General features: G+C 69.5%; 28 protein-coding genes. 23 read left to right on the top strand and 5 right to left on the bottom strand.

The features are described 5' to 3' along the window. Positions 1-85 precede the first annotated feature (85 nt). On the top strand, positions 86-1738 hold the full coding sequence (locus tag BDK63_RS06585; RefSeq protein WP_183330572.1) for a nitrite/sulfite reductase: 1653 nt from the start codon (positions 86-88) through the stop codon (positions 1736-1738). Beyond that, a complete protein-coding gene (locus BDK63_RS06580) occupies positions 1731-2261 on the top strand; it encodes a DUF934 domain-containing protein (RefSeq protein ID WP_183330571.1) in 531 nt (176 codons plus the stop codon). The genes BDK63_RS06585 and BDK63_RS06580 overlap by 8 nt, the downstream gene beginning before the upstream one ends. Before the next feature lie 196 nt (positions 2262-2457). Here the strand turns inward: BDK63_RS06580 and smrA are convergent, their stop codons facing one another. Further along, the gene (smrA, locus tag BDK63_RS06575) at positions 2458-3051 is read right to left on the bottom strand and encodes a DNA endonuclease SmrA (RefSeq protein ID WP_183330570.1); all 594 of its coding nucleotides are present in this window, start codon (positions 3049-3051) and stop codon (positions 2458-2460) included. Between the two features lie 145 nt (positions 3052-3196). Between smrA and BDK63_RS06570 the strand changes: the two genes are divergently transcribed. The 5 genes from BDK63_RS06570 to BDK63_RS06550 all read left to right on the top strand — a co-directional run bounded on the left by BDK63_RS06570 (position 3197) and on the right by BDK63_RS06550 (position 5708). Next, entirely contained in the window at positions 3197-3640 is a 444-nt protein-coding gene (locus BDK63_RS06570; RefSeq protein ID WP_183330569.1) for a gamma-glutamylcyclotransferase family protein, read from the top strand. Between the two features lie 73 nt (positions 3641-3713). Continuing rightward, positions 3714-4067 (top strand): arsenate reductase (glutaredoxin), encoded by a 354-nt coding sequence (arsC, locus tag BDK63_RS06565; RefSeq protein ID WP_183330568.1) that lies wholly within the window; start codon positions 3714-3716, stop codon positions 4065-4067. Between the two features lie 61 nt (positions 4068-4128). Further along, a complete protein-coding gene (wrbA, locus tag BDK63_RS06560; protein WP_183330567.1) occupies positions 4129-4752 on the top strand; it encodes an NAD(P)H:quinone oxidoreductase in 624 nt (207 codons plus the stop codon). Further along, complete coding sequence (locus BDK63_RS06555; protein ID WP_183330566.1) at positions 4749-5156, top strand: DUF2069 domain-containing protein; 408 nt, start codon at positions 4749-4751, stop codon at positions 5154-5156. The genes wrbA and BDK63_RS06555 overlap by 4 nt, the downstream gene beginning before the upstream one ends. A 78-nt stretch (positions 5157-5234) precedes the next feature. Further along, entirely contained in the window at positions 5235-5708 is a 474-nt protein-coding gene (locus BDK63_RS06550) for a c-type cytochrome (RefSeq protein ID WP_183330565.1), read from the top strand. 69 nt (positions 5709-5777) lie between these two features. Here the strand turns inward: BDK63_RS06550 and BDK63_RS06545 are convergent, their stop codons facing one another. After that, entirely contained in the window at positions 5778-6461 is a 684-nt protein-coding gene (locus BDK63_RS06545) for a cytochrome b/b6 domain-containing protein (protein ID WP_183330564.1), read from the bottom strand. 123 nt (positions 6462-6584) lie between these two features. Here BDK63_RS06545 and BDK63_RS06540 point away from each other — a divergent pair, with 123 nt between their 5' ends. The 3 genes from BDK63_RS06540 to pdxH all read left to right on the top strand — a co-directional run bounded on the left by BDK63_RS06540 (position 6585) and on the right by pdxH (position 8391). Beyond that, entirely contained in the window at positions 6585-7286 is a 702-nt protein-coding gene (locus tag BDK63_RS06540) for an AzlC family ABC transporter permease (RefSeq protein WP_246385894.1), read from the top strand. Then, positions 7283-7630: a branched-chain amino acid transporter permease gene (locus BDK63_RS06535; protein WP_183330563.1), complete on the top strand. Its 348-nt coding sequence runs from the start codon at positions 7283-7285 to the stop codon at positions 7628-7630. The genes BDK63_RS06540 and BDK63_RS06535 overlap by 4 nt, the downstream gene beginning before the upstream one ends. A gap of 119 nt (positions 7631-7749) precedes the next feature. After that, entirely contained in the window at positions 7750-8391 is a 642-nt protein-coding gene (pdxH, locus tag BDK63_RS06530) for a pyridoxamine 5'-phosphate oxidase (RefSeq protein ID WP_183330562.1), read from the top strand. A 92-nt stretch (positions 8392-8483) separates the two neighbouring features. Here pdxH and BDK63_RS06525 read toward each other — a convergent pair whose 3' ends face one another. Then, positions 8484-11231 carry a bifunctional acetate--CoA ligase family protein/GNAT family N-acetyltransferase gene (locus tag BDK63_RS06525; RefSeq protein WP_183330561.1) on the bottom strand — a complete coding sequence of 916 codons (2748 nt, stop codon included), beginning with the start codon at positions 11229-11231 and terminating at the stop codon, positions 8484-8486. Between the two features lie 115 nt (positions 11232-11346). Here BDK63_RS06525 and BDK63_RS06520 point away from each other — a divergent pair, with 115 nt between their 5' ends. Continuing rightward, positions 11347-12282 (top strand): histone deacetylase family protein, encoded by a 936-nt coding sequence (locus BDK63_RS06520; RefSeq protein WP_183330560.1) that lies wholly within the window; start codon positions 11347-11349, stop codon positions 12280-12282. Between the two features lie 139 nt (positions 12283-12421). Beyond that, complete coding sequence (locus BDK63_RS06515) at positions 12422-13057, top strand: helix-turn-helix domain-containing protein (protein WP_183330559.1); 636 nt, start codon at positions 12422-12424, stop codon at positions 13055-13057. Positions 13058-13072: 15 nt separating this feature from the next. Here BDK63_RS06515 and BDK63_RS06510 read toward each other — a convergent pair whose 3' ends face one another. Continuing rightward, on the bottom strand, positions 13073-13930 hold the full coding sequence (locus BDK63_RS06510; RefSeq protein ID WP_183330558.1) for a formate dehydrogenase accessory sulfurtransferase FdhD: 858 nt from the start codon (positions 13928-13930) through the stop codon (positions 13073-13075). Positions 13931-14034: 104 nt separating this feature from the next. Here BDK63_RS06510 and BDK63_RS06505 point away from each other — a divergent pair, with 104 nt between their 5' ends. The 11 genes from BDK63_RS06505 to BDK63_RS06455 all read left to right on the top strand — a co-directional run bounded on the left by BDK63_RS06505 (position 14035) and on the right by BDK63_RS06455 (position 24497). Beyond that, positions 14035-14466 carry a DUF3305 domain-containing protein gene (locus BDK63_RS06505; protein ID WP_183330557.1) on the top strand — a complete coding sequence of 144 codons (432 nt, stop codon included), beginning with the start codon at positions 14035-14037 and terminating at the stop codon, positions 14464-14466. Then, complete coding sequence (locus BDK63_RS06500) at positions 14463-15002, top strand: DUF3306 domain-containing protein (protein ID WP_183330556.1); 540 nt, start codon at positions 14463-14465, stop codon at positions 15000-15002. The genes BDK63_RS06505 and BDK63_RS06500 overlap by 4 nt, the downstream gene beginning before the upstream one ends. Before the next feature lie 82 nt (positions 15003-15084). Continuing rightward, positions 15085-16806, top strand: coding sequence for a 4Fe-4S binding protein (locus BDK63_RS06495; protein ID WP_183330555.1), 1722 nt, complete (start codon positions 15085-15087; stop codon positions 16804-16806). Between the two features lie 4 nt (positions 16807-16810). Next, the gene (locus BDK63_RS06490) at positions 16811-17440 is read left to right on the top strand and encodes a TorD/DmsD family molecular chaperone (RefSeq protein ID WP_246385892.1); all 630 of its coding nucleotides are present in this window, start codon (positions 16811-16813) and stop codon (positions 17438-17440) included. Positions 17441-17553: 113 nt separating this feature from the next. Further along, positions 17554-17757 carry a twin-arginine translocation signal domain-containing protein gene (locus BDK63_RS06485; protein WP_183330554.1) on the top strand — a complete coding sequence of 68 codons (204 nt, stop codon included), beginning with the start codon at positions 17554-17556 and terminating at the stop codon, positions 17755-17757. A gap of 26 nt (positions 17758-17783) precedes the next feature. Further along, positions 17784-20639, top strand: coding sequence for a molybdopterin-dependent oxidoreductase (locus tag BDK63_RS06480; RefSeq protein ID WP_183330553.1), 2856 nt, complete (start codon positions 17784-17786; stop codon positions 20637-20639). A gap of 26 nt (positions 20640-20665) precedes the next feature. Next, on the top strand, positions 20666-21280 hold the full coding sequence (gene fdh3B, locus BDK63_RS06475; protein ID WP_183330552.1) for a formate dehydrogenase FDH3 subunit beta: 615 nt from the start codon (positions 20666-20668) through the stop codon (positions 21278-21280). A 9-nt stretch (positions 21281-21289) separates the two neighbouring features. Then, positions 21290-22348, top strand: a complete 1059-nt coding sequence (locus BDK63_RS06470) for a formate dehydrogenase subunit gamma (protein WP_183330551.1) — start codon at positions 21290-21292, stop codon at positions 22346-22348. 98 nt (positions 22349-22446) lie between these two features. Next, positions 22447-22773: a DUF1244 domain-containing protein gene (locus tag BDK63_RS06465; protein ID WP_183330550.1), complete on the top strand. Its 327-nt coding sequence runs from the start codon at positions 22447-22449 to the stop codon at positions 22771-22773. A gap of 1 nt (position 22774) precedes the next feature. Beyond that, on the top strand, positions 22775-23296 hold the full coding sequence (gene moaB / locus BDK63_RS06460; protein ID WP_183330549.1) for a molybdenum cofactor biosynthesis protein B: 522 nt from the start codon (positions 22775-22777) through the stop codon (positions 23294-23296). Next, positions 23289-24497, top strand: coding sequence for a molybdopterin molybdotransferase MoeA (locus BDK63_RS06455; protein WP_183330548.1), 1209 nt, complete (start codon positions 23289-23291; stop codon positions 24495-24497). The genes moaB and BDK63_RS06455 overlap by 8 nt, the downstream gene beginning before the upstream one ends. Positions 24498-24500: 3 nt before the next feature. Here BDK63_RS06455 and BDK63_RS06450 read toward each other — a convergent pair whose 3' ends face one another. Continuing rightward, positions 24501-25070, bottom strand: a complete 570-nt coding sequence (locus BDK63_RS06450; RefSeq protein ID WP_183330547.1) for an acyl carrier protein phosphodiesterase — start codon at positions 25068-25070, stop codon at positions 24501-24503. Positions 25071-25073 lie beyond the last annotated feature (3 nt).

The raw sequence follows: 25073 nt of genomic DNA, 5'->3' as shown, positions 1-25073 counted from the left end.
AAGTATTTATTCTTTCCAAGAATAATGGCCGGTCGGTATGGTGACGGACACGCCATGCCACTTTCACTGCAGCAGGATCGGCTGAATGTATCGCTACGACTCCCACGATCAGACCCTGGTCAATGAACGCGTCGCCCAGTTCCGGGGCCAGATGGAACGCTATCTGGCAGGCCGACTCAGCGAGGAGGAGTTCCTGCCGCTGCGCGTGCAGAACGGCCTCTATGTCCAGCGACACGCCCCCATGCTGCGCATCGCCATCCCCTACGGCATGCTCGCCGCCTACCAGCTGCGCAAGCTCGGCGACCTGGCCCGCGACTACGACCGCGGCTATGGCCACTTCACCACCCGCACCAACCTGCAGCTCAACTGGCCGAAGCTCGAGACCGTGCCGGACATGCTCGCGGAGCTGGCCAGCGTGCAGATGCACGCCATCCAGACCAGCGGCAACGACATCCGCAACACCACCACCGACCAGTTCGCCGGGGTGGCCGAGGATGAGGAGGTCGATCCGCGCCCCTGGTGCGAGCTGATTCGCCAGTGGTCGACCTTCCATCCGGAGTTCGCCTACCTGCCGCGCAAGTTCAAGATCGCCGTGACCGGCGCCGCCGAGGACCGGGCGGCGATCCAGGTGCACGACGTGGGTCTGCGGCTGTGGCGCAACGACCGCGGCGAGGTCCGGGCCACGGTGCTGGCGGGCGGTGGCCTGGGGCGCACGCCGATGATCGGCGAGGTGGTGCGCGAGGACCTCCCCTGGCAGCACCTGCTGACCTACCTCGAGGCGCTGGTGCGCGTCTACAACCAGTTCGGCCGCCGCGACAACAAGTTCAAGGCGCGCATCAAGATCCTGGTCAAGGCGCTGGGGGCCGAGGAGTTTTCCCGCCGCGTGGAGGCCGAGTGGGCCCATCTCAAGGATGGCCCCCAGACCCTCACCCGCGACACCGTCACCGCGATGCAGGGGCACTTCGTCGACCCCGAGCGCCGCCCGCTCGGCGAGGCCGCCATTGCCGAGTTCGAGCGCCTGCGCGCCGAGAACCGTGCCTTCGCCCGCTTCGTGACCAACAACGTCCAGGGTCACAAGGTGCCCGGCTACAAGGCGGTCACCCTGTCGCTCAAGCGGCGCGGCCAGTCCCCCGGCGACGTCACCTGGGAGCAGATGCACCAGATCGCCGACCTGGCCGACGAATACAGCTTCGGCGAGTTGCGGGTCACCCACGAGCAGAACCTGGTGCTGTCGGACGTGCCCGTGGATCGCCTCGAGGCGCTGTGGCAGGAACTCGACGGCCTCGGCCTGGCCAATCCCACCGTGGGCACCCTGGCCGACCTGATCTGCTGCCCCGGCGGCGACTACTGCGGCCTGGCCAATGCCAAGTCGATTCCGGTGGCCCATGCCATCCAGGAGCGCTTCGAGGACCTTGACTTCCTCTACGACCTGGGTCCGCTGGAGCTCAACATCTCCGGCTGCATGAATGCCTGCGGCCACCACCACGTGGGCCAGATCGGCATCCTCGGCGTCGACAAGAAGGGCGAGGAGTGGTATCAGATCTCGCTGGGTGGCGCCCAGGGCAACGGTGCCTCGCTGGGCAAGATCCTGGGCCCCTCGTTCAGCCGCGAGAAGGTCCCGGACGTGATCGACAGGCTGCTCCAGGTCTACGTCGGCGAACGCAGCGACGGCGAGACCTTCCTCGACACCTATCGCCGCATCGGTCTCAAACCCTTCAAGGAGCGGGTCTATGCCTGATCAAGCCACTACCCCACGCCCCCTGATCCGCGCCGGCCAGCCGGCCGTGGACGCCTGGACCCTGGTCCGCGACGCCGACGCCGCCCCGAGCGGGGAGCGGGCCATCGTGCCGCTGGCCACCTGGCAGGCGGGTGCCGGCCAGGCCCCCTGGCTGGCCAGCGACACCGAACTCACCGATGCCCTGGCCGCCGAGCTGGCCGACGCCCCGCTGATCGCCATCGACTTCCCGAAGTTCACCGACGGCCGCGGCTACAGCCTGGCCCGGCTGCTCCGGGAGCGCTACGGCTATGTCGGCGAGATCCGCGCCATCGGCGACGTGCTGGTGGACCAGCTCTACTTCATGACCCGCTGCGGTTTCGATGCCCTGTCGCTGCGCGAGGACCAGTGGGTCGAGGATGCCCTGAAGGCCCTCGGCGCCTTCAGCCGCGCCTACCAGCCGGCGGTGGACCAGCCCGAGCCGCTGTTCCGGCGCCGCGAACGGGAGTGGGCGCAGGCCCGCGAGAAGGCCCCCGCCTACGCCTGACCAAGCGATTTCTGGTCCGACATCGAATGGGGCAATGAGGGGCGCCGGGGACAGGTCTGGAGGGGGTCCGAGGACCAGGGATGGCCGAGGTAGTGCCCAGGGAAGGGTTCACAGCGCCCCCGAAAAGACCTGTTGCCGGGTCAGCCCCGGGACCTGCCCTGCCCCATTCCTGGGCGAGATACCTGCACCATCCTGCTCACCCCCTTCGCTTCTGCTGTCGCTCGCGGTTGGCCGCGCGTGCGCGGTCGCTCTTGCGCAACATCACCCAGGTGGCGCCGAGGCCGCCGTCGGAGGGCTGGGCGGAGACGTAGGCCTGCACCTCCTCGAACTGGGCCAGCCACTTGGCCAGGTAGGAGCGCAGCACGTTGGCCGGGCTGTCGATCGCCTGGCCGCGGCCGTGGACGATCAGCACCGAGCGCAGGTCATGGGCGTGGGCCTCCTGAATGAACGGAGGCAGTGCGCGACGGCACTCCTCCAGCGGAAGACGCAGCAGGTGCAGCCTTGCCTGGGCGGCATAGCCCCCGTGGCGCAGGCGGTCCACCACGCCCTGCTGGATGCCGTCGCGGCGATACGCCAGGGGGTCGAAGGGCGGCACGAGATCCACGAAGTCATCGGAGAGGAAGTTGCGGTCCGCCTGTTCGGCGGCGGCGCTCTCGCGACGAGCCAGCTGCGCCTCGCTGGGGCCGCCCTGTCGGCGGCCGGGGTCGGCCCGGTTGCGGGCCCTAGATAGCGGCGCCACATCGCCCATCAGGGCCCGGAAGTCCAGATCGTCGCGTGCAGGCTGGGTCATGGGGCACCTCCCGTCGTCAAGGGGAGTTCCATCCTAGCAGAGCCGCCCGGCGCACTTCACCACCGGGCAGGGTGCCTCGCCGACGGCAGACAGCGATTGCCGCGAATGTCAGGATAGAGCGGCTGCCGACCCTCACGGAGGCCCGATGACCCGACGTCGCCTGCTGCTGACCACCCTGCTCGGCCTGCCGCTCGCCGTGGCCGGCTGGCTCTGGCTGACCATGCTCAGCCCCTTCACCTACGACCCGCCCGACGGGCTGGCCCCCATCGGCGAGGGCCCCCATGAGGTGTTCGTCTACGGCACCCTTCGCTCGGGCGTGGTGCGCTGGGTGGTCACCGGCCGCGCCGGCGAGTCGCGACCGGCGGTGCTGGAGGATTTCCGACGCACCGGCCTGGATCTCGAGGAGGCCCCCGGGGAACGGGTCGAGGGCGAGGTGATCACGGTCAGCGCCGAGGAGCTCGCCCGACTGGATCGCTACGAGCGCCTGGGCATCCGCTACGAGCGGGTCCGGCTCGAGCTTGCGGACGGGCGGGAGGCCTGGGTCTATCGACGGCTGCCCGAGGAGGCCGCCGCAGGCGCGCGGTTGTGAGCGAGCGTCGCGGCCTTCTACAATAGCCGCCGACCCGTCCCGTGGACGCCCCGCCGTGACCCAGGAGTTCCCCATGACCGCCATCACCCTCTACCACAACCCGCGCTGCTCGAAGTCCCGCCAGGCCCTGGCGCTGCTGGAAGAGCGGGGCGTGGCGGTCGAGGTGCGGCGCTACCTGGACGACTCCCTCTCCGAACCGGAACTGCGGGCGTTGATGGCCCGGCTCGACGGCGACACCGGCGCCCTGGTGCGCCGCCAGGAGCCCGAGTGGAAGGCGCTTGCCGCCGATCCCGCCGACCCCGAGCAGGTGGTCAGGGCCCTCGTCGCCCACCCCCGGATCATGGAACGCCCCATCGCCGATGACGGCCGGCGTGCCGTGATCGGTCGGCCCCCCGAGGAGGTGCTGGCCCTGGTCGCCTCGCGCTGATCGCCGACCTGGACCACCCGGCCTCCCGACACCCGCCCTCACCCTTGCCGCAGGAGCCCCGATGAGCGCCCCTCTTCCCTATGTGCTGGTCCTCTACTATTCCCGCCACGGCGCGACCCGTGCCATGGCCGAACAGCTTGCCGCCGGCGTCGAATCCTGCCGCGGCATCGAGGCGAGGCTGCGCACCGTGCCGCCGGTCTCGCCCACCTGCGAGGCGGTCGACCCCGAGATCCCAGACGAGGGCGCGGTCTACGCCAGCCTGGATGACCTGCGCCACTGCGCGGGACTGGCCATCGGCAGCCCCACTCGCTTCGGCAACATGGCAGCCCCCCTCAAGCACTTCCTCGACACCACCAGCGAGCTGTGGCTGGGCGGGGCGCTGATCGACAAGCCCGCCACGGCCTTCACCTCCACCTCCAGCCTGCATGGCGGCCAGGAGAGCACCCTGCTGACCATGCTGGTACCCCTGCTGCACCACGGCATGGTCTATGCCGGCCTGCCCTACAGCGAGACCGAGCTGATGGAGACGACCACCGGCGGCACCCCCTACGGGGCCAGCCATCTCGCCGGCAAGCGCAGCGACCGGACACTGGATGACCACGAGCGTCAGCTGGCGCGGGCACAGGGCAGGCGCCTGTCCCGGCTCGCGCTGGCCCTGGCCACCCTGCAGGAGCCGCACTCATGAGGGCCTGGCTCGAACGCCTCGAGGATGAGCAGGGGCTCGATGCCCTCACCGACCGGATGCGGCGGCTGGTGCTCGGCAGCTTTCTGGTGCTGACCCTCGCCATGCTGACCTGGGGCGTGCTGCTGCTGCGCGTCGAGGGAGGCAACCTGCGGCCGATACTGGCCTTCCTGCTGCCACTGCTGCTCTTCCTGCCGTCGCTGATCGGCCGTCGCCCACGCGGCCACGCCTGGCTGGCCTTCGTCAGCCTGCTCTACTTCATGATCGGGGTGAACGTGGCGATCCTCCCCGGCCTGGGCCTGCTGGGGCTGCTGATCGCCTTCGCCTCCCTGGCGCTGTTTGCCGGCTGCACCGGCTATGCGCGTTTCCGCAGCCGACAGCTGCGCGCCCGGTCCGGCGGCGACTGAGTCGGTGGCGTGCTAGGCTTGATGGGGGTTGACCTGCATCAAGCCGCGCAACCGACAAGCCAACGAAAGGAGTTCGTGATGACCGTGACCTTCCGCCCCCTCCTGGCCCTGGGCCTCTCCGTCGCGCTGGTGCTGCCGGTCATGGCCCAGGCCGCCGAACCCGAGGACGCCATCGAGTATCGCCAGTCGGCACTGCGGGTCCTGGCCTGGCAGCTGGGGCCGATGGGCGACATGGCCCAGGGCAACATCGACTACGACGAGGAGGTCTTCGCCACCCGGGCCGCCAACCTGGCGGCAGCCGCCCACCTGCCTTGGGAGGGGTTCATGGACGGTACCCTCCAGGGCGACGGCCATGGGGCTGAGACCCGCGCCCTGGCCGGTATCGGCGATGACTGGGACGGTTTCCACGAGCGCCGGGAGACCTTCCAGCAGGAGGCCGCCACCCTGGCGCAGATGGTCGATGACGGCGAGGCGTTCAGCGCCCTGCGTCGCCAGGTGGGTGCCGTGGCCAACAGCTGCAAGGGCTGCCACGACGACTACCGCGCCGAGTGAGGCCGCGCACTCCCCAGCCGGACAGCAAGGCGGCCATTCGGCCGCCTTGCTGCGTCTGGCCGGTCGGGTCTAGGCGTTCCACAGCCAGAGCACCGGCAGCGCGGACAGGGCGATCACGCCCAGCGCCACCCAGGGGCTGACCCGGCGCGGCACCGGTGTCTCGGCCGGCTGGTCCTCGGGGACGGCGTGGAGCGTCTTGCGACCGGTGATCATGGCCCCGACCAGCCGCTCCCCCTTGAGACGATGCACCACCAGGGCCAGCAGGTGCGCGGCGATCAGCGCTAGCAGCAGGTTGGCGTTGAGGTGGTGGAGGCTCTTCAGCGTGCGGGCCGTGTCGCGTTCCACCAGGCCGTGGAGGGGCCCGCTGAAGAAGATGTCATCGGTGAGAAAGAGCCCACTCGCCGCCTGGAAGGAGAGCGACAGCAGCATCACCACCACCATGATGCCGCCCAGCGGGTTGTGTCCCGCGTAGGCGGGAGGCCGCCCGGTCAGCAGCCGGCGGGCGTAGCCGACCAGGGTGGCCGGCGAGCGAAGGAAGCTCGAGAAGCGCGCGTGGAACCCGCCGACGAGCCCCCACAGCCAGCGGAACAGCAGCAGCCCCAGCAGCACATAGCCCGCCCGGGCGTGGATATCCATCGGAAACACGAAGGGCGCCCCCCCGGTCTTCATGGTGTAGAACGCCAGTGCCACCCCTCCGACCAGTCCCCAGTGGAAGATTCGCACCGGCAATTCCCAGACCTTGAGTCGTGTCATCTCGCCTCCCTGCTGTTTACAGTCGATTCTGCGGAGCCGGGCTGCCAGCCCCGAACATTTGGCTTACCATAGTCCATTCCCTGACACCCTCCCATGCCGATGGCCTGCAGAAGGAGCTCCCCCTTGTCATCGTCTCACCCCTGGCGCGACGCCAGCCTGCTCACCCTCCCGGTCATGTTCGGCTACCTGCCCCTCGGGGCGGCCTTCGGCATCCTCGCCGTGGAGGTCGGTATCGCCTGGTGGGCCGCCCTGCTGATGTCCCTGGTGATCTATGCCGGCGCCGGCCAGTTCCTGGCCGTGGCGCTGCTCGCTGCCGGTGCCGGGCTGGTCGAGGTCGCGGTGGCGACCCTGATGCTCAACTCGCGCCACCTCTTCTACGGTCTCTCGCTGCTCAAGCGGTTCCGCGGTGCCGGCTGGCGCAAGCCCTACCTGATCTTCTCGCTCACCGACGAGACCTACTCGCTGCTCACCACCCTGCCGGCCGACCGCGCCCGGGACCATGGCCTGGCGTTCCGGATCAGCCTGCTCAACCAGGCCTGGTGGGTGCTGGGGTCGCTGGCCGGTGCGCTGATCGGCACCACCCTGGCATTCGACAGCCGTGGCATCGAGTTCGCCCTGACCGCGCTGTTCATCGTGCTGACCCTGGAGCAGGCCAGGCGCCTGCGCCGCGCCCTGCCCTTCGTGATCGCCCTGGCCACGGGGCTTGGCGCCCTGCTGCTGCTGCCCGACCGCCACCTGCTGCTGGGCGCCATCGGCGCCGCCAGCCTGATCCTGCTGATCCACTACCGTCGGCAGCGGGTCCGGCACGGGGAGATGGCCTCATGAGCACCCCGACCCTGCTGCTGTTCATCGCGGTCTGCGCCCTGGCCACCTTCGCCACCCGGGTGCTCCCCTTCGTGGCCCTGGCCCGCCAGGCCGACCACCCGCTGATCCTCCACCTGGGCCGCTACCTGCCCCCCACGGTGATGATGATCCTGGTGATCTATGCCCTGCGCGACTTCCGCCCCCTCGCCGAGGGGCAGCTCAACGCCGCCGCGGACGGCTGGCCCATGGTCGTGGCGGCCTTGGTCGTGGCCCTCCTCCACCTCTGGCGTCGGCACGCCCTGCTCTCGATCGTCGCCGGCACCGGGGCCTACATGGCCATGGTGCAGATCGGCTGGACGCCCTGACCAAGCGAGGTACTTGACCGGCCTCGGCTTATGCGCACAAATCCATGGCCCACGACGATTCGGGTGTTGAGCTCGTCGCCCGGACCGGCGACCATGCAACAAACTTCGAGGAGAACATCATGACACGCAATATCGCCGATATCCGACGCGACTACGAGGGCGGGCAGCTGGACGAGGCCCAGGCCACCGAGGACCCCATGGAGCTGTTCGACGAGTGGCTCGCCCTGGGCCTGGAGAGCGAGGGCGACGACGGCAACGCCATGACCCTGGCCACGGTGGACAGCCAGGGCCGACCCCACGCCCGCATCGTCCTGCTCAAGGGCGTCGATGACCAGGGCCTGGTCTTCTATACCAACTACCACAGCCACAAGGGCAGCGAGCTGACCAACGTGCCCCACGCCGCCCTGGTGTTCTGGTGGCCATCGCTCTCTCGCCAGGTGCGGGTCGAGGGGCGGGTCGAGCAGGTCAGTCCCGCGGAGTCCGACGCCTACTTCGCCAGCCGCCCGCGGGCCAGCCAGCTCGGCGCCTGGATCGCCACCCAGAGCGTGGTGATCCCCGATCGCACCTGGATCGAGGAGCGGCAGCACCGCTTCGAGCAGGCCTACGAGAACCAGGAGATCCCCCGGCCGGTCCACTGGGGCGGCTATCGCGTCATTCCCGAGATGATCGAGTTCTGGCAGGGGCAGCCCAGCCGCCTGCACGACCGTCTCCGCTACGAGCGCCGCGACGGTAGCTGGCAGCACTTCCGCATGGCGCCCTGAGCGTCCCGGCGGCCTGAACAGGTCGGTGTTCGGTAACGCGAGACCCCCGCCAGTGGCGGGGGTCTCGCGTTGGTAAATCGTGCCGGCGCCCCTCAGTCGGGCTGGCTCTCCAGACGGTGCCGCTGCCATTCGCTCTCCGGCTCGTTGAGCCGCAGCACCGCATCCACCACCTGCTCCTCCATGTTGTAGCGCTGCTTGAAGCCCAGATGCTTCATCAGGGCGCGCATGGGGTGGTTGTCGACCATGATCTTGCCGATCATCTCCAGCGTGCCGACGCTTTTGCAGTAGTCGATCATCTTGTTCATCAGCAGGCTGCCGATGCCGAGGCCCTGGAGATCATCGCGGATGATCACCGAGAACTCGGTGCGGATGTTGTCCGGGTCGTTCCACACCCGGACCACGCCGAGCATCTCCTTGCTGCCGTCGTCGCGCCGGTGTTCGGCGATGAAGGCCATCTGGCGGTCGTAGTTGATGTGCGACAGCATCGACAGGTCGCGCTGGGTGAGGTCCGACTTGTTGTGGAAGTAGCGGAAGCGGATGCTCTCCTCCGAGAGCTGGCGGTGGAACGTGGTGATCAGCGGCGCATCCTCGGCGCGGATCGGACGCACCTCCACCTCCCAGCCGTTCTTGAGCGTCACCCACTCACGTAGCTCCTCCGGATAGGGCATGATCGCGAAGCGGGCCGGGGCGCCGAGGTCCATGGCGAAGTCCACCGCCACCATGTCGTCGCGGTTGAGCAGCAGCGGGTTGATCTCCACCCCGCGCAGCTCCAGCAGGTCGCTGGCCATCTGCGACAGCTTGACCAGCAGCTGGCAGAGCCGCTGGATATCGCGGTCGGGGTCGCTGGAGTGCTCGTGGATCAGGCGGGCCACATGGGTGCGGTCGACCATGTCCTCGGCCAGGGTCATGTTCAGCGGCGGCAGGGCCACCTGGCGGTCGGCCAGGATGTTGACCTTGTAGCCGCCGATGCCGAACACGATGACCGGGCCGAAGACCGGGTCCCGGGTGACCCCGGCGCACACCTGCAGCGAGTGCTTGCCCCGCTGCATCGGCTGCAGGCAGTACTCCCGCACCTCGAAGGCGGGGAACTTCTCGGCCACCTTCTCGCCCAGCTGCCGCACCCCCTCGGCGACCTGTTCCGGGGTCCGCAGGTCCTGCAGCAGGCCGGCGGAGAGCCGGTGGGGGTGCTTGCGATAGCGAAACGGCCGGCAGTTGCCCTCGTGGATCACCTTGAGGGCCATGGCGCCCTCGACCTCCGCGGCGGCCAGGGCCCCCTCCTCGGGGGTGGCCACGTAGCGGCTCGGCGCCACCGAGATGCCGTAGGCCTCTAGCACCTGGGCCGTCTCGGAGTGCGACAGCGTCTCGCGCCCCTGTTCCTTGGCGTCGCGGATCAGCGTCCGGCAGCGCCGGCGGATGTCGGCCGTGGTGGTGAACGGCAGGCTCGGCGGCGTCTCCTGGAGCAGCGCCTGCACCCGCTGGTAGTCCACCATGTGCATGAAGGCCTTGACCGCCTTCTCCGGTGACACATAGGTCGGGATCCCGGCCAGGTTGCACTCGTGGCGCGCCGAGAGCGCCTCCTCCAGCCCCATGAAGCTGGTCAGCAGGTTGCGACGGAAACGCTTGCGGTTGGCCACGACCGCCTGGGCGGTGGTCTTGGAGGGAGCCAGCCGCGTGGGCGCATGCACCACCAGCACGGCATCCACGCTGGGGTCGTTGGCGACGATCTCGATGGCATCCACGAACTTCTCGGGGGTGGCGTTGCCGCCCAGGTCCACCGGGTTCTCGCCTGGCTTGCTCATGTCGAAGTCGCCGCGCTCCAGCGCCGTCCGGGTCTCCTCGGTGAAGTGGGCCAGCTTGCCCCCCGCGCTGATCAGCTTGTCGATGGCCAGCAACGCCGGGCCCAGGCCGTTGGAGACGATGGCCAGGCGGTCGCCGCGCAGCGGCTTCATGCGCGACAGGGTCATCAGGGCGTCGAACAGCTCGTCGGAGTCCTGGACCCGGACCACGCCGGCCCGCGAGAAGGCGGCCTCGAAGATCTGGTCACGGTTGGCGACGCCGGGGGTCGGCGGCAGACCGGTCAGGTCGGACTCGGGGGTGCGCCCGCTCTTGATCGCCAGCACCAGGCGGTTGCGCGAGGCATCCCGCAGCGCCGTCATGAAGTGCTGGGCGTCGAGGATCTTCTCCAGGTGGAGCAGGATCGCCTGGCTCGGGGAGTACTGGTTGATGTAGTCCAGCAGGTCGGGAAGCATCACGTCGACGCTGTCCCCCACCGTGATCAGGTGCGAGAAGCCCACGCCGCGCCCCGCCGCCCAGTCGATCATGGCGGTGCCGAGCATGCCCGACTGCCCCAGATAGGCGACCCGCCCGGCCTTGATCGGCTGGCTGGCATAGGAGGCGTTCAGCTTGCGGCCCGGCACGATCAGGCCCATGCACTCCGGCCCCAGCACGCGGATGCCGGACTCCCGCGCCGCATTGAGCATGCGTTCGCGGATCGAGGCCTTGCCGTCGCGGGCCTCGTCGAGATGGGAGCCGCCGGAAAGCACCAGGGCGGCACGCACCCCGAAGCGCCCCAGCCGGGCGATGCGCCCGGGGACGGTGGCCACCGGCGAGCAGATCACCGCGAGGTCCGGGGTCTCCGGCAGCTGGGCGATGCGCGCGAAGGCGGGCTGCCCGAAGACGTTCTCGTAACCCTTGGGATTCACGGCCCAGAGGGTGCCGGGAAATCCGGCCTCCTGGAGGTTGCGGATCACCAGGCCACCCAGGGAGTGGGGCTTTTCCGAGGCGCCGATCACGGCGATGGTGCGGGGTTCGAAGAAGTGACGCAGGAAACGGGTGCTCAAGACGCTCTCCCGAGGGTTGTCCCGATGGATGGCTGACTACTGTGTACGACCTATTGTGACTGTCTGGCAAGGGTCGGGCCAAAGTAAAGTGACCCCAGTCAGCCTGGAGGCACCGATGATCACCGGTTACATTACCCATCCCCACTGCCAGCTTCATCACATGGGGCCAGAGCACCCCGAGAGCCCCCTGCGGCTGGAGGCGATCCGCGCCCGGCTGTCGCTGTCCGGCATCCTGCAGCAGACCATGCAGTCCGAGGCCCGCGAGGCCACCGAGGAGGAGCTGGCCCGGGTGCACCCGGTGCGGCACCTGCGGGCGCTGGACAAGTGCGTGCCCGAGCAGGGCATCGTCACCCTCGACAGCGACACCATGATGAACCCGGACAGCCTAAAGGCGGCCCGGGTGGCCGCCGGCGCGGTGATCCGTGGCGTCGACCAGGTCTTCCGCCACCAGGCCGACAACGTCTTCTGTGCGGTTCGCCCCCCGGGCCACCACGCCGAGGCCACCGATGCCATGGGCTTCTGCTTCTACAACAACGTGGCGGTGGGCGCCGCCCACGCCCGCGAGAAGTACGGCGCCCGGCGCATCGCCATCCTCGACTTCGACGTGCACCAGTGCAACGGCACCATCGACATCTTCAAGGATGACCCCGAGGTGCTGGTCTGCACCAGCTTCCAATACCCCTTCTACCCCTGGCGCTACCTGCGCAGCGAGTGGCAGAACGTGGTCAATACGCCGCTGGAGGCCGGCACCGACAGCGCCGCCTTCCGTCGCGCTATCGAGGACGACTGGCTGCCGGCCCTGCACCGCTTCAAGCCCGAGATCGTGCTGCTCTCCTCGGGCTTCGACGCCCATCGCGAGGACGAGATGGCCGAGCTCTGCCTGGAGGACGAGGACTTCCACTGGGTCACCCACATGGCCATGGAGATCGCCGCCCTCTATGCCGACAACCGCCTGGTCTCGGTGCTGGAGGGCGGCTACCACCTCGACTCCCTGGGCCGCAGCGTGGAGGCCCACCTGAAGGCGTTGCTGGGCCTGCCCTTCGCCGACTGAGGGGTTTCCCGCCCTCGGGAAACGTTGCCTTGGGCCCGAGGGCGGTCTGGCCCGTCGTGAGCGCGTGCCCCCGGGGCCTCAGCCGGGCGAGGCTGTGGTAGTCTAGGGGGAAACTCTGTTTCCTATAGTGAACCTCACGATGACCGCCACCACCGACCAGGATGCCGCCCTGCGAATCGCCTCGGGACGCAAGCCCTTCGTCGAGCCCCTGCGCCTCGGCGAGCGGCTCAAGGAGATCCGTCTGGCCAACCAGTGGACCCTCGAGGACGTCAGCCAGCGCACCGGCCTGGCCCGCTCGACGCTCTCCAAGATCGAGAACGACCAGATCTCGCCCACCTTCACCGCGGTGCAGAAGCTGATCGGCGGGCTCGGCATCGACCTGCCGCAGCTGCTCTCGCCGCCCCGCCAGCAGACCCGCACCATGGGACGCCGCGACCTGACCCGCCGCGGCCACGGCCAGCAGCACCCCACGCCCACCTACGAGCACGAGCTGCTCAGCTGCGAACTGGCCCAGAAGCGCATGATCCCCTTCAAGACCATCGTCCGGGCGCGGGCCTTCGAGGAGTTCAGCGAGTGGGTGCGCCATGACGGCGAGGAGTTCCTGATGGTGCTCGACGGCGAGATCCTGCTCTACACCGAGTTCTACGAGCCGCTGCACCTCGTCCAGGGCGACAGCATCTACTTCGACAGCGACATGGGCCACGCCCTGGTGTCGGTCAGCGACGAGGATGCCGTGGTGCTGTCGGTCTGCACCCGGGGCGAGAGCGCCGCCTGACGCCCCCGCCGGGGTTCATCCCCGGCCGCCGGCCCGCAGGCGGTCCCCGGGGCGCCGCGGCGGAATGGCGTCGAGCTCGAGGCGCGAACCGGCGTGGATCGCCTGGAAGTGACGCCCCTTGGCCCGGGCCACCAGCATGACCCCGAAGCGCTCGGCCAGCTCCACCCCCTTCTGGGTCACCCCGGAGCGGGAAACCAGCACCCCGATCCCCATCTGGGCGACCTTGAGCACCATCTCCGAGGTCAACCGCCCGGTGGTGTAGAAGATGTCGGCGCCCCCCGAATCCGCCTGGGCCAGCCACTGGCGCCCCGCCAGGGTATCCACGGCGTTGTGGCGTCCGACGTCCTCGACGAAGTCGAGCACCTGCTCCTGTCGGCAGAGGGCGCAGCCATGCACGGCGCCGGCGCTGCGGTAGGTCTCGTTGTGCTCCCCGAGGCTTTCCAGCAGCCCGTAGAGCACCGACTGGCGCAGCGGGGTCTCGGGCAGGGGCTGGCGGGGAATGGCCTCGAGCAGCCGTCCGAACACCGTGCCCTGCCCGCAGCCGGTGGTCACCGTGCGGTGCCCCAGCCGCTCCTCCAGGTCCTCCGGCTCGTGCCGTGTCACCACGGCCGCCGCCTCCACCTCCCAGTCCACATGCACCGCCAGCAGGTCCTCCCGGGCGGCGATCAGACCCTGGTTGCGCAGGTAGCCCACCACCAGCGCCTCGGGATCGGCGCCCAGGGTCATCAGGGTGACGATCTCGCGCTTGTTGAGGTAAAGAGTCAGGGCGCGCTCGGCGGCGATGGCCTGGCGCCTCGCCTCGCCGAATTCGTCGAAGACCTCGATCTCCAGGGTGGCGGGCAGGCGGGCCCGGCTCAGGCTGATCTCATGCATCGACGGCTCCTCGGCAAAGCGTTGAAGGAGATGATGGCATTCCCCGCTCCCGGTGTCTTTACTGGAAGGATCAAGATCATGACATCCCCATCGAGCACGACGCCATGTCCGCCTCCAGCAGCCAGACCACCCTGAGCCTCGACCTCGCCAGCGAGTCCCGCCGGGTCAAGGGTTTCACCTCGACCCGGTGGACCATCACCGACCTGTCGCCCGGCGATGGCGGCCCCTGGGTGCTCAGGCTCCAGCTCTTGCTGACCGAACGTGCCGCCTATCGCTTCAATCTCGAGGCGGGCACGCCGCGGCTGTTCGTGCGCGCCGGCGAGAGCGGCGCCCCCCCCTGCCCGTCGGCGGTAACGGCCAGCCAGGACGTCGCCGCCGCCTGGCTCGATGGCGAGCAGCAGGTGCTCGAGGTGGCGATGCCGCTGGCGATCCAGGCCTGGATCGAGGCCTATCTCGCCCGCCACGGGGAGGCCCCCGACGAGGGCCGCAAGAAGAAGCGCAAGGGCGCCGGCCGCGCCCGGGAGCAGACCGCATGAGCCGTCTGGAGCGCTGGTCACGCCGCAAGCTCGGCGATGAGCTCGAGGAAGAGGCCCCGGCCGAGGGTGCGGTCGCCGCGCGGGAGGAGGCCGAGCCGCCGGCCGCGGCGGAGCCCGAGCCGGGCAGCCTGGATGCCACCCTGCCCGACCCCGAGGACCTCCCTGCCGGCAGCGACTTCACGGCATTCCTGCAGGCGGGCGTCAGCGATGGCCTGCGTCGGCGGGCCCTGCGCCGCATGTTCTCGGGCGACCATTACGGGATTCGTGACGGTCTCGATGACTACGACGATGACTATCGCCAGCGGCTCAAGCCACTGGCCGGCGAGCTCGCCCAGCGACTCAGGCAGTGGACTCGGCGGGTCGAGGAGGAGGAGCCTCAGGCGGACGCACCGGCCGACGAGGCATCAGCCGAGGCGCAGGGGCCTGACACGGCTTCGGCCAACGACGACAGTGGCGACCGCGATGACCGGCGGCTGGACGAGAGCCTCACCGATGGCGGTTCGGCCTCCCGCGGGGAGGCATTAGACCAAGGGTGAGGTGGCAGGATCACCCAAACCGACCAGAATTCAATATTAGCTTCTCAAAATAATAACGAAGACATCCCGACCGTGAGGTGGCATGAATCAGCGAATCGACACGATTGCCGTGGACGACGCCGGCAACCGTCAGGCGAGGGAGGCGGCCTACCGCCGCGCCTCCTGGCCACTCAACCTTACCCCGGCCAGCGTCGAGTACCTCAGCCAGGGCCACGCCCTGCTCCTCGGCAACGAACGTGACGCACGCCTCGCCGCCCTTGCCCTGCGGGAGCGGGGGCTCGGCTCCCTTACGCTGCTGTTCACCGAGCCTGTTCCTCCTGCTGCCGCCGCCGAGGGAGAGGTGGATGACGAGGCGCTGTTGGCCGCGACCGCCGGCCTGACGCACCACCGGCTGACCCGCGAGCAGGCGGCGAGCCTGCGCGTCGCGGGATACCTGGGCCGCTTCCGGGTCACCCTCGAGCAGGGCGAGGCCCCGCTCGACCTGGCCCGCGCCCTGGCCGACCGCGACCACTTCGACCAGGTACTCGACCTCGGCGAGACCCCGGCCCTGGCGCTGGAGCTGCCGCCGCCCGGGTATGTTGCGACCCGCTGGGCCGCCCCCGAGGCCCCTGCCCGGCTCGACGCCTTCGCCGCTCTGGTCGGCGAGTTCGACAAGCCCCGCTACTTCCAGATCAACCACTCGCTCTGTGCCCATTCGGCCAGTGGCAACACCGGCTGCACCCGCTGCCTGGAGGTCTGCCCCGCCGATGCCATCCAGAGCCAGAAGGGTCGCGTCGGGTCGCACATCGAGATCGATCCCTACCGCTGCCACGGGGTCGGCAGCTGCAGCAGCGCCTGCCCCACCGGCGCCATCGAGTTCCGCCTGCCCGAGTCCCATCGCCAGCAGGAGACCCTGCTGGCCTGGCTCTCGGCCTACCGTCAGGCGGGCGGCGGCCAGCCGGTGGTACGCTTCGTGGCGAGCGACCACCTCCCCCCCGACGAATCACCGGCCGGCCATGTCCTCGACGTGCCCCTCGAGGAGCTCGGCGCTGCCGGCCATGACCAGTGGCTGACGGCCCTGGCCGGCGGTGCCGCCGAGGTGCGCCTGCAGCATCACCCCGACATGCCGGCGCGCCTGGACGCCTTCCTCGACGACCAGCTGGCCCAGGCACACGCCCTCCTCGAGGCGCTGGGGCATCCGGCCGAGCGCCTCTCGGTGGTCGCTGTCGGCGACACCCTGGCCCGGGATGCCCTGCCCGCCTGCCCGCCGCTCCCCGCCGATGACTTCGTGCTCGATGCCGCGGACAAGCGGGATCGTCTCAACCAGGTACTCGACCGTCTCGCCGCCCTGGGAGAGCCGGACGGGGCCCGCCATGCCATGCCCCGCGAGGCCGCCTACGGGGGCCTTGCCGTCGACACCCAGCGCTGCACCCTCTGCATGGCCTGCGTGGCGAGCTGCCCGACCCCCGCCCTGGCGGCCGGCACGGAGAGCCCGGAGCTCAGCTTCCGCGAGGCCGACTGCGTGCAGTGTGGCCTCTGTGCGGATGCCTGCCCCGAGGAGGCAATCGCCCTGCTCCCCGGTTTCCTGGCCGACCCTGCCCGCCAGCAGCGGCAGGTCTGCCATGCGGAGGCGGCCTTCGACTGCATCCGCTGCGGCAAGCCGTTCGCCACCGCCAGCACCATCGCGAGCATCAAGGCCAAACTGGCCGACCATCCCTACTTCGCCGGCGACGCGATCTCGCGGCTCGAGATGTGCGAGGACTGCCGCGTTCGGGACGTGTGGCGGGACCTGGCACGGGACCCCGAATCGCAACTGAAGGTGTGAACCGATGAGCGATACTGTCATGCACGAGGCAGCGACCGGGCCGGACGAGCTCCACGCCCTGAGAGCCGATGTCTACCGCCTGCTGGCGCGCCTGCTGCGCGAGGCGCCCGATGCCGAGTTGCTGGCCTGGCTGGGCGATCTCGAGGTCGAGGACGAGGCCAGCCCGCTGGCGGCGTCCTGGCGCGAGCTCGTCGAGGCGTCACGCCAGTCCCGCCCGGAGGCGCTCGCCCGGGAGCACTTCCGCCACCTGGTCGGCGTCATCCAGGGCGACGTGACCCCCTACGCCTCCTGGTACCGCGATGGCGAGCTGATGGACCAGGCCCTGGTCGCGCTGCGCCGCGACCTCAAGGCGCTGGGCATCGAGCGCGACGCGCAGAGCCGCGACCCTGAGGACCACCTGGCGGCGCTCTGCGAGACGATGGCCCTGCTCATCGAGGCCGGTTCGCCCGCCGAGGCCCGCTTCTTCATGACCCACCTGGCCCCCTGGGCGGCCTCCTGCCTGACGGACCTGGCCGGGGTGGAGAGTGTGTTCTATTCCGGGCTCGGCCGACTCGGCCGCGCCTTCATCGACAGGGAAGAGGCGCTGCTCGCCCGCGAGGCAGCGCAGGAACCGGTCAGGCTCGTGGAGCCCTGACCCCCGACTGACGCCGGCTCGCGAGAGTGATCCATGACGACGACAAAGATAACGACAAGGCCCCACACGACACCGCGCCAACTCACGGCCACGGCATGAACGAGGAGACCTCCATGAACAACACCAAGAACCCCCAGCGCCGTCGCTTCCTCAAGACCCTCGGCGTCGGCACCGCCGCCGCCGGGGCGGCTGCCGCCGTCGGCCACGTCACCCTGGTGCAGGCCGAGACGCCCCGCGCCGAGTCCCCGGCCGACCGGGCCGAGGGCTACCGGGAAACCGACCATATCCGCACCTTCTACGCCACCCTGCGGGACTGACGGCTCGACAGCCAGGAGATCACACCATGCGTCTGACTCGTAAAAGTGATGCCCCCCAGGCCCCCGGGCTCGGCATCTCCCGCCGCCAGTTCCTCAAGCGCAGCGGCGCCACCACCGGTGGCCTCGCCGCGGCCGGCTTCATGGGCGCGCCGATGATGCGTCGCAGCGAGGCCGCGGAGAAGACCCCCGTGCTCGACTCGCCGGTGGAGACCAGGCGGACGGTCTGCTCCCACTGCTCGGTGGGCTGCGGCGTCTATGCCGAGGTGCAGGAGGGCATCTGGACCCGGCAGGAGCCGGCCTTCGACCATCCCATCAATCGCGGGGCCCACTGCGCCAAGGGCGCTTCCCTGCGGCAGCACGGCCACTCCAGCCGGCGACTCAAGTACCCCATGAAGCTGGTGGGGGGCGAGTGGCAGCGCATGAGCTGGGAGGACGCCATCGAGGAGATCGGCGACAAGGTGCTCCAGCTCACCGAGCAGCACGGTCCCGACAGCATCTACTGGCTGGGGTCGGCCAAGTTCAACAACGAACAGGCCTACCTGATGCGCAAGTTCGCCGCGCTGGCCGGCACCAACAACACCGATCACCAGGCGCGCATCTGCCACTCCACCACCGTGGCCGGGGTGGCCAACACCTGGGGCTACGGGGCGATGACCAACTCGCTCAACGACATGCAGAACAGCAAGTCGATCATGTTCATCGGCTCCAACCCCAGCGAGGCGCACCCGGTGGCCATGCAGCATATCCTGCTGGCCAAGGAGCGCAGCCACGCCCAGATCATCGTCGTCGACCCGCGCTTCACCCGCACCGCCGCCAAGGCCGACAGCTTCGTGCGCATCCGCCCCGGCTCCGACGTGGCCTTCATCTGGGGCCTGCTCTGGCACATCTTCGAGAACGGCTGGGAAGACCGGGAGTACATCAACCAGCGCGTCTATGCCATGGACGAGGTCCGCGCCGAGGTCGCCAGCTTCCCGCCAAGCGAGGTGGAGCGCATCACGGGAGTGCCCGAGGCGCAGATGTATGACACCGCCCGCCGCCTGTCCGAGAACCGCCCGGGATGCATCGTCTGGTGCATGGGCGGTACCCAGCACACCACCGGCAACAACAACACCCGCGCCTACTGCATCCTCGAGCTGGCGCTGGGCAATGTGGGCAAGTCCGGCGGGGGCGCCAACATCTTCCGCGGCCACGATAACGTCCAGGGGGCCACGGACCTGGGGCTGATGTCCCACTCCCTGCCCGGCTACTACGGCCTCGCCGAGGGGGCCTGGGCCCACTGGGCGAGGGTCTGGGACCTCGACCTCGACTGGCTGAAGAGCCGCTTCGACCAGACCGAGTATGCCGACGGCCAGCCGATGTACAGCAACGGCATCACGGTGTCGCGCTGGATCGACGGCGTACTCGAGGAGGAGGACGCGATCTCCCAGCGCACCCGGCTCAAGGCGATGTTCTACTGGGGCCATGCGGTCAACTCCCAGTCCCGCGGTCCCGAGATGCAGCAGGCGATGCAGCAGCTCGAGATGATGGTCATCGTCGACCCCTACCCCACCGTGGCCGGCGTCATGCACGGCCGCCAGGACGGGGTCTACCTGCTGCCCGCCGCGACCCAGTTCGAGACCACCGGCAGCGTCACCGCCACCAACCGCTCCATCCAGTGGCGTGACAAGGTGATCGAGCCGCTGTTCGAGGCCAAGCCCGACCACGAGATAATGTATCTGCTGTCGCGCAAGCTGGGCTTCGCCGATGAGCTGTTCAAGCACATCGAGGTGAACGGCACCGAGCCGGTCATCGAGGACATCACCCGCGAGTTCAACCGCGGCATGTGGACCGTCGGCTACACCGGCCAGAGCCCCGAACGGCTCAAGGACCACCAGCAGAACTGGCACACCTTCAGCTTCCGCACCCTGCAAGCCGAGGGCGGTCCCGCCGATGGCGACTACTACGGCCTGCCCTGGCCCTGTTGGGGCACCGCCGAGATGGGCCACCCCGGCACGCCGATCCTCTATGACACCAGCAAGCGGGTCTCCGAGGGCGGCCTCACCTTCCGGGCCCGCTTCGGCATCGAGCGCAACGGCGAGAACATCCTCTCCGATGGCTCCTACAGCGAGGGGTCCGAGCTCAACGACGGCTATCCCGAGTTCACCGATGCCATGCTCAAGGATCTGGGCTGGTGGGACGACCTCACCCAGGAGGAGCAGGCCGAGGCGGAGGGCAAGAACTGGAAGACCGACCTCTCCGGTGGCATCCAGCGGGTGGCCATCGCCCACGAGTGCGCCCCCTTCGGCAACGCCAAGGCGCGCTGCAACGTCTGGACCTTCCCGGACCCGATCCCCAAGCACCGCGAGCCGCTCTATACCAGCCGCCGCGACCTGGTCGCGGACTACCCCACCTGGGACGACGTTGCCTCCCACTACCGCCTGCCGACGCTCTACAAGAGCATCCAGGACAACGACAACTCGGATCGCTACCCGATCATCCTCACCTCGGGGCGCCTGGTGGAGTACGAGGGGGGCGGCGAGGAGACCCGCTCCATGTCGTGGCTGGCCGAGCTGCAGCAGCAGATGTTCGTCGAGATCAACCCGGCGCTGGCCAACGAGCTGGCGGTGGCCGATGGCGACATGGTGTGGGTCGAGGGGGCCGAAGGCGGCCGCGTCCGTGTCCAGGCCCTGGTGACGCCCCGGGTGGCCCGCGAGGTGGTGTTCATGCCCTTCCACTTCGGCGGCATGTTCCAGGGCGAGAACCTGCATGACCGCTATCCGGAAGGCTCGGCGCCCTACGTGCTCGGCGAGGCGGCCAACACCGCCACCACCTACGGCTATGACACCGTGACACAGATGCAGGAGACCAAGTGCACCCTGTGTCGTATCGAGAAAGCCAGCTGATTGCGCTCGCCTACCAGGAGATTCCCATGGCTCAGATGAAATTCATGTGCGACGCGGAACGCTGCATCGAGTGCAACGGCTGCGTCACCGCCTGCAAGAACGCCAACGACGTCGAGTGGGGCATCCAGCGCCGCCGCGTGGTGACCCTCGACGATGGTGAACCCGGCGAGGTGTCGATCTCGGTGGCCTGCATGCACTGCGATGACGCGCCGTGCATGGCGGTCTGCCCCACCGACTGCTTCTACAAGACCGACGACGGCATCGTGCTGCACGACAAGGACCTGTGCATCGGCTGCGGCTACTGCCTCTACGCCTGCCCCTTCGGGGCGCCGCAGTTCCCCAAGCAGAACGCCTTCGGCGAGCGCGGCAAGATGGACAAGTGCACCTTCTGTGCCGGCGGGCCGGCGGAGAGCAAGGAGGAGGAGTACGAGAAGTACGGGGCCAACCGCATCGCCGACGGCAAGCTGCCGCTGTGCGCGGAGATGTGCTCCACCAAGGCCCTGCTGGCCGGCGATGCCCAGACGGTGGCGGACATCTTCCGCCAGCGCGTGGTGCAGCGCGGCCATGCGGACGGCGGCTGGTCGGGGAACCCCCGTGCCGATGCCGACAACCTCGCCTACGACGCCACCCGCCAGGGGTAAGGAGGCTCCATGGATATGCCAACTGCCTGGCCGCTGTGGCGGATGCTGGCCCTGGCCCTGGCGCTGCTGCTGGGTCTGGCCTGTGCCCAGCCGGTGCTGGCCCAGGCCGACCCGGATCGCGAGGCCGCCACCGCGGTGGGGGGCGTCTCGCCGGACACCTGGCGCCAGGTGCGCAGCGGCGAGGTCGGCCCCAACTTCCGCGACAGTCGGGCCGACTCCACCTACAACCTGATCAACGCCAGCGGGGAGAGCTGGCGTCAGCTGCGCAACCGCTGGGTCTCCCCCTTCGGCCTGATCGCGGTCGGCGGGATGATCGTGGTGATCGCGCTGTTCTACGTGATCGTCGGCCGCAAGGATCTCAGCGAACCGCGCACCGGCCGCAAGCTGCTGCGCTGGCCGCTGGTGGTGCGTTCGATCCACTGGACCGTGGCCACGCTGTTCATCGTGCTGGCGCTCTCCGGCCTGAACCTGCTCTACGGCAAGTTCGTCTTTCGGCCGCTGTTCGGTGATGCCGTGTGGGGCGCGATGATCTCCGCCTCGAAGGTCGCCCACAACTACCTGGGACCGCTGTTCGGCATCCTGCTGGTGGTGCTGCTGGCCCGGGTGCTGAAGCACAACTGGCCGAAGCGTCATGACCTGGCCTGGTTCAGGCAGGGCGGTGGTCTGGTCGGCAAGGGGCACCCCGACGCGGGCTTCGCCAACGGAGGCGAGAAGCTGTGGTTCTGGCTGCTGGCCACGGCCGGCCTGGCGGTGGTCGCCAGCGGCTTCGTGCTGGACTTCCCCAACTATGGCCAGAGCCGCGACACCATGCAGTGGGCCAACATCATCCACGCCGTGGGGGCCCTGGGCCTGACGGCCGTGGCGCTGGGCCACATCTACATCGGCACCATCGGCTCGGAGGGCTCCCTGGAGGGGATGACCACCGGCTATGTCGACGAGACCTGGGCCAGGGACCACCACAACCTCTGGTACGAGGAGGTCAAGGACCAGGCGATCCCCGAGGAGCAGCTCGCCGCCGGTCGCCCCGCGCCCGACGGCGGTGACGAGGCCGCCTCCCGGCCCGGGTGAGACCCGTTGACAGCCCTCCCCCTCGACACCGCCTTCGGGCGGTGTCTTTTTGTTATGCTGGCGACAACATGACACCCATCACGCCAGGGAGAGACCCCATGGAACACCTCGATGACGCGACCCGCACGGAGCTCGAGGCCGCGGCCTTCCGCCGCCTGCTCAGGCACCTCAACGAGCACAAGGAGGTGCAGAACATCGACCTGATGATCCTGGCCGACTTCTGCCGCAACTGCCTCTCCAAGTGGCTGGTGACCGCCGCCGAGGAGCGCGGTGCGGAACTGGATTACGAGACGGCCCGCGAGTTCGTCTACGGCATGCCCTACCGCGAGTGGAAGGAGAAGTACCAGCAGGAGGCCACCCCGGAACAGCTGGCCGCCTACGAGGCCCGCCAGGCCGAGAAGCGTCAGGCCGGGGAGAGCTCGTGACATGAGCGAGGCGATGATTCCCCTCTCGGTGGCCGTGCTGACCATCTCCGACACCCGCACCGAGGCGACCGACCGCAGCGGCCAGAGCCTGGTGGAGCGGCTGACCGCCGCCGGCCACCGCCTGGCCGACAAGCAGATCGTGCCGGACGACATCTACCGGATCCGTGCCGTGGTGGCCGGGTGGATCGCCGACCCCGAGGTGCAGGTGATCCTGACCACCGGCGGGACCGGCTTCACCGGCCGCGACTCGACCCCGGAGGCGGTGGGTGTGCTGCTGGACAAGCAGATCGAGGGGTTCGGCGAACTGTTCCGCCACCTCAGCTGGCAGGAGATCGGCAGCTCCACGGTGCAGAGCCGCTGCCTGGGCGGGCTGGCCAATGCCACGGTGGTGTTCTGCCTTCCCGGCTCCACCGGGGCCTGCCGCACCGCCTGGGACGGCATCCTGGCCGAGCAGCTCGACAGCCGACATAAACCCTGTAATTTCGCGAATCTGGTCATTCCCGAACGAGGCCAGCATGGCTGAGATGCAGAGCGTCGAGGCGGCCCTGGCCGCGTTGCTCGCCGACGTGGCCCCGCTGCCTGACGAGGCCTTGCTCTGCGAGCGGGCCGCCGGGCGGGTGCTGGCCGAGGCGGTCATGGCGCGACTCGACGTGCCGCCCTTCGACAACAGCGCCATGGACGGCTATGCCCTGCGACACGCGGACGCCGGCCGCTGGCTGCCGGTGAGCCAGCGCATCGCCGCCGGGGCCCAGGCCGTTCCGCTGGCCCCGGGCAGCTGTGCGCGCATCTTCACCGGCGGCGAGCTCCCGCCGGGGGCCGACTGCGTGGTGATGCAGGAGCGGGTCGAGGTGGAGGGCGACCGGGTGCGGATTCCCGATGGCATCCCGGAGGGTGACAATGTGCGCCGCCGAGGCCGCGACGTCGCGGCCGGGGACACGCTGCTGACGGCGGGCGAACGGCTGGAAGCGGCGGCGCTGGGCCATCTGGCGGGCCAGGGCATCACCGAGGTTCGGGTCCGCCGCCGCCCGCGGGTCGCCCTGCTCAGCACCGGCGACGAGATCGTCGACCCCGGCCAGCCCCTGGCGCCTGGGCAGATCTACAACTCGAACCGGCCCATGCTCAGGCGCCTGCTGGAACGCTTCGGTGCCGAACTGGTGCGGGTCGCCTCGGTGCCCGATGACGCGGCCGGGACCCGGGAGACCCTGGCCACCGCGGCCCGGGAAGCCGACGTGGTGATCTCCACCGGTGGCGTCAGCGTCGGTGAGGAGGACCACGTCAAGGCGGCACTGGAGCGGCTGGGACGCCTCGACCTGTGGCGCCTGGCCATCCGTCCGGGCAAGCCGCTGGCGCTGGGACGCCTGCCCGGCGAGGCGGGGCGCGAGGCGCACTTCGTCGGTTTACCGGGTAACCCGGTGTCGAGCTTCGTCGGCGCCTGGCTGTTCCTGAGGCCGCTGATGGGGGCGCTGCAGGGCTGCCCGTCCCTGGCCAGCCTGCCCAGGCTGAAGGCCCGGGCCGACTTCACCACCACCACAGGGCCACGCCGGCACTACATGCGCGTGGCGCTGGAGTTCACCGAAGAGGGCATCCTGGCGAGGGCCTTCCGCGACCAGAACTCCGGGGTGCTCTCCTCCTGCATCAGCGCAGATGCCCTGGCCGTGATTCCGGCCAATAGCCACGTCGCCCCCGGAGAGATCATCGACTGCCTGTGGCTGCGGGTGGAGTGAGGGTCACGCCTCGGGGATTTCCAGCGCCGCCCTGACCTCGGGCCAGAGGCGCTGGAAGTCGGCCTCCAGCCGGGGATAGTCACCGACCAGCCAGGGGACCAGCTCGGCCAGGCGGTTGGGGCCCGACAGCCGCTGGCCGATCCCGCGGATGGCCCGGCAGGTGAAGGCGAAGTCGGCGTAGCGATGGAGCCAGTCCTGCTCCACCAGCACCGGCATCATGGGAGCCAGGCGAGCCGGCGCGGGGCGATCGGCCAGCAGCCGGTAGCAGCGCGCCACCAGCCGGGATTCCTGGCGGGCGAGCCCCAGGTCGCGGGCCACGAAGTGATCCCAGACCAGGTCCAGGGCGATGCCCGCATAGCGGCGCTGGGGTGACGGCGCCCTCTCCCGCACCGAGCGCACCACCGGATGGCCGTCCACGTAGGCATCCACGCGGCGATGATGGCGGATCCCGGCGGCCACCTCCGCCGCCCAGGCCGTGAGGTCGGCCCCCTTCACCCCGTCGGCGATCAGGTTGCCGTAGAGGAAGTCGTCGCTGCCGCCCTGGGCCAGCCAGGCGTGAGCCAGGAAGTTCATGGC

The organism is Halomonas campaniensis (genome assembly GCF_014193375.1).
Classification (GTDB): Bacteria; Pseudomonadota; Gammaproteobacteria; order Pseudomonadales; family Halomonadaceae; genus Halomonas; species Halomonas campaniensis.
The sequence above is the reverse complement of the archived record's forward strand: the minus strand, read 5'-3'. Positions and strand labels throughout refer to the sequence as shown.

Coding starts and splice junctions, on each gene's coding strand:
- BDK63_RS06550 (WP_183330565.1), top strand. CDS start 5,235: ATGACCGTGACCTTCCGCCCCCTCCTGGCCCTGGGCCTCTCCGTCGCG.
- BDK63_RS06515 (WP_183330559.1), top strand. CDS start 12,422: ATGACCGCCACCACCGACCAGGATGCCGCCCTGCGAATCGCCTCGGGA.
- BDK63_RS06545 (WP_183330564.1), bottom strand. CDS start 6,461: ATGACACGACTCAAGGTCTGGGAATTGCCGGTGCGAATCTTCCACTGG.
- BDK63_RS06500 (WP_183330556.1), top strand. CDS start 14,463: ATGAGCCGTCTGGAGCGCTGGTCACGCCGCAAGCTCGGCGATGAGCTC.
- BDK63_RS06585 (WP_183330572.1), top strand. CDS start 86: ATGTATCGCTACGACTCCCACGATCAGACCCTGGTCAATGAACGCGTC.
- BDK63_RS06505 (WP_183330557.1), top strand. CDS start 14,035: ATGTCCGCCTCCAGCAGCCAGACCACCCTGAGCCTCGACCTCGCCAGC.
- BDK63_RS06520 (WP_183330560.1), top strand. CDS start 11,347: ATGATCACCGGTTACATTACCCATCCCCACTGCCAGCTTCATCACATG.
- BDK63_RS06455 (WP_183330548.1), top strand. CDS start 23,289: ATGGCTGAGATGCAGAGCGTCGAGGCGGCCCTGGCCGCGTTGCTCGCC.
- wrbA (WP_183330567.1), top strand. CDS start 4,129: ATGAGCGCCCCTCTTCCCTATGTGCTGGTCCTCTACTATTCCCGCCAC.
- BDK63_RS06555 (WP_183330566.1), top strand. CDS start 4,749: ATGAGGGCCTGGCTCGAACGCCTCGAGGATGAGCAGGGGCTCGATGCC.
- BDK63_RS06470 (WP_183330551.1), top strand. CDS start 21,290: ATGGATATGCCAACTGCCTGGCCGCTGTGGCGGATGCTGGCCCTGGCC.
- BDK63_RS06510 (WP_183330558.1), bottom strand. CDS start 13,930: ATGCATGAGATCAGCCTGAGCCGGGCCCGCCTGCCCGCCACCCTGGAG.
- arsC (WP_183330568.1), top strand. CDS start 3,714: ATGACCGCCATCACCCTCTACCACAACCCGCGCTGCTCGAAGTCCCGC.
- moaB (WP_183330549.1), top strand. CDS start 22,775: ATGAGCGAGGCGATGATTCCCCTCTCGGTGGCCGTGCTGACCATCTCC.
- BDK63_RS06465 (WP_183330550.1), top strand. CDS start 22,447: ATGGAACACCTCGATGACGCGACCCGCACGGAGCTCGAGGCCGCGGCC.
- BDK63_RS06490 (WP_246385892.1), top strand. CDS start 16,811: ATGAGCGATACTGTCATGCACGAGGCAGCGACCGGGCCGGACGAGCTC.
- BDK63_RS06535 (WP_183330563.1), top strand. CDS start 7,283: ATGAGCACCCCGACCCTGCTGCTGTTCATCGCGGTCTGCGCCCTGGCC.
- pdxH (WP_183330562.1), top strand. CDS start 7,750: ATGACACGCAATATCGCCGATATCCGACGCGACTACGAGGGCGGGCAG.
- BDK63_RS06570 (WP_183330569.1), top strand. CDS start 3,197: ATGACCCGACGTCGCCTGCTGCTGACCACCCTGCTCGGCCTGCCGCTC.
- BDK63_RS06495 (WP_183330555.1), top strand. CDS start 15,085: ATGAATCAGCGAATCGACACGATTGCCGTGGACGACGCCGGCAACCGT.
- fdh3B (WP_183330552.1), top strand. CDS start 20,666: ATGGCTCAGATGAAATTCATGTGCGACGCGGAACGCTGCATCGAGTGC.
- BDK63_RS06480 (WP_183330553.1), top strand. CDS start 17,784: ATGCGTCTGACTCGTAAAAGTGATGCCCCCCAGGCCCCCGGGCTCGGC.
- BDK63_RS06485 (WP_183330554.1), top strand. CDS start 17,554: ATGAACAACACCAAGAACCCCCAGCGCCGTCGCTTCCTCAAGACCCTC.
- BDK63_RS06580 (WP_183330571.1), top strand. CDS start 1,731: ATGCCTGATCAAGCCACTACCCCACGCCCCCTGATCCGCGCCGGCCAG.
- smrA (WP_183330570.1), bottom strand. CDS start 3,051: ATGACCCAGCCTGCACGCGACGATCTGGACTTCCGGGCCCTGATGGGC.
- BDK63_RS06450 (WP_183330547.1), bottom strand. CDS start 25,070: ATGAACTTCCTGGCTCACGCCTGGCTGGCCCAGGGCGGCAGCGACGAC.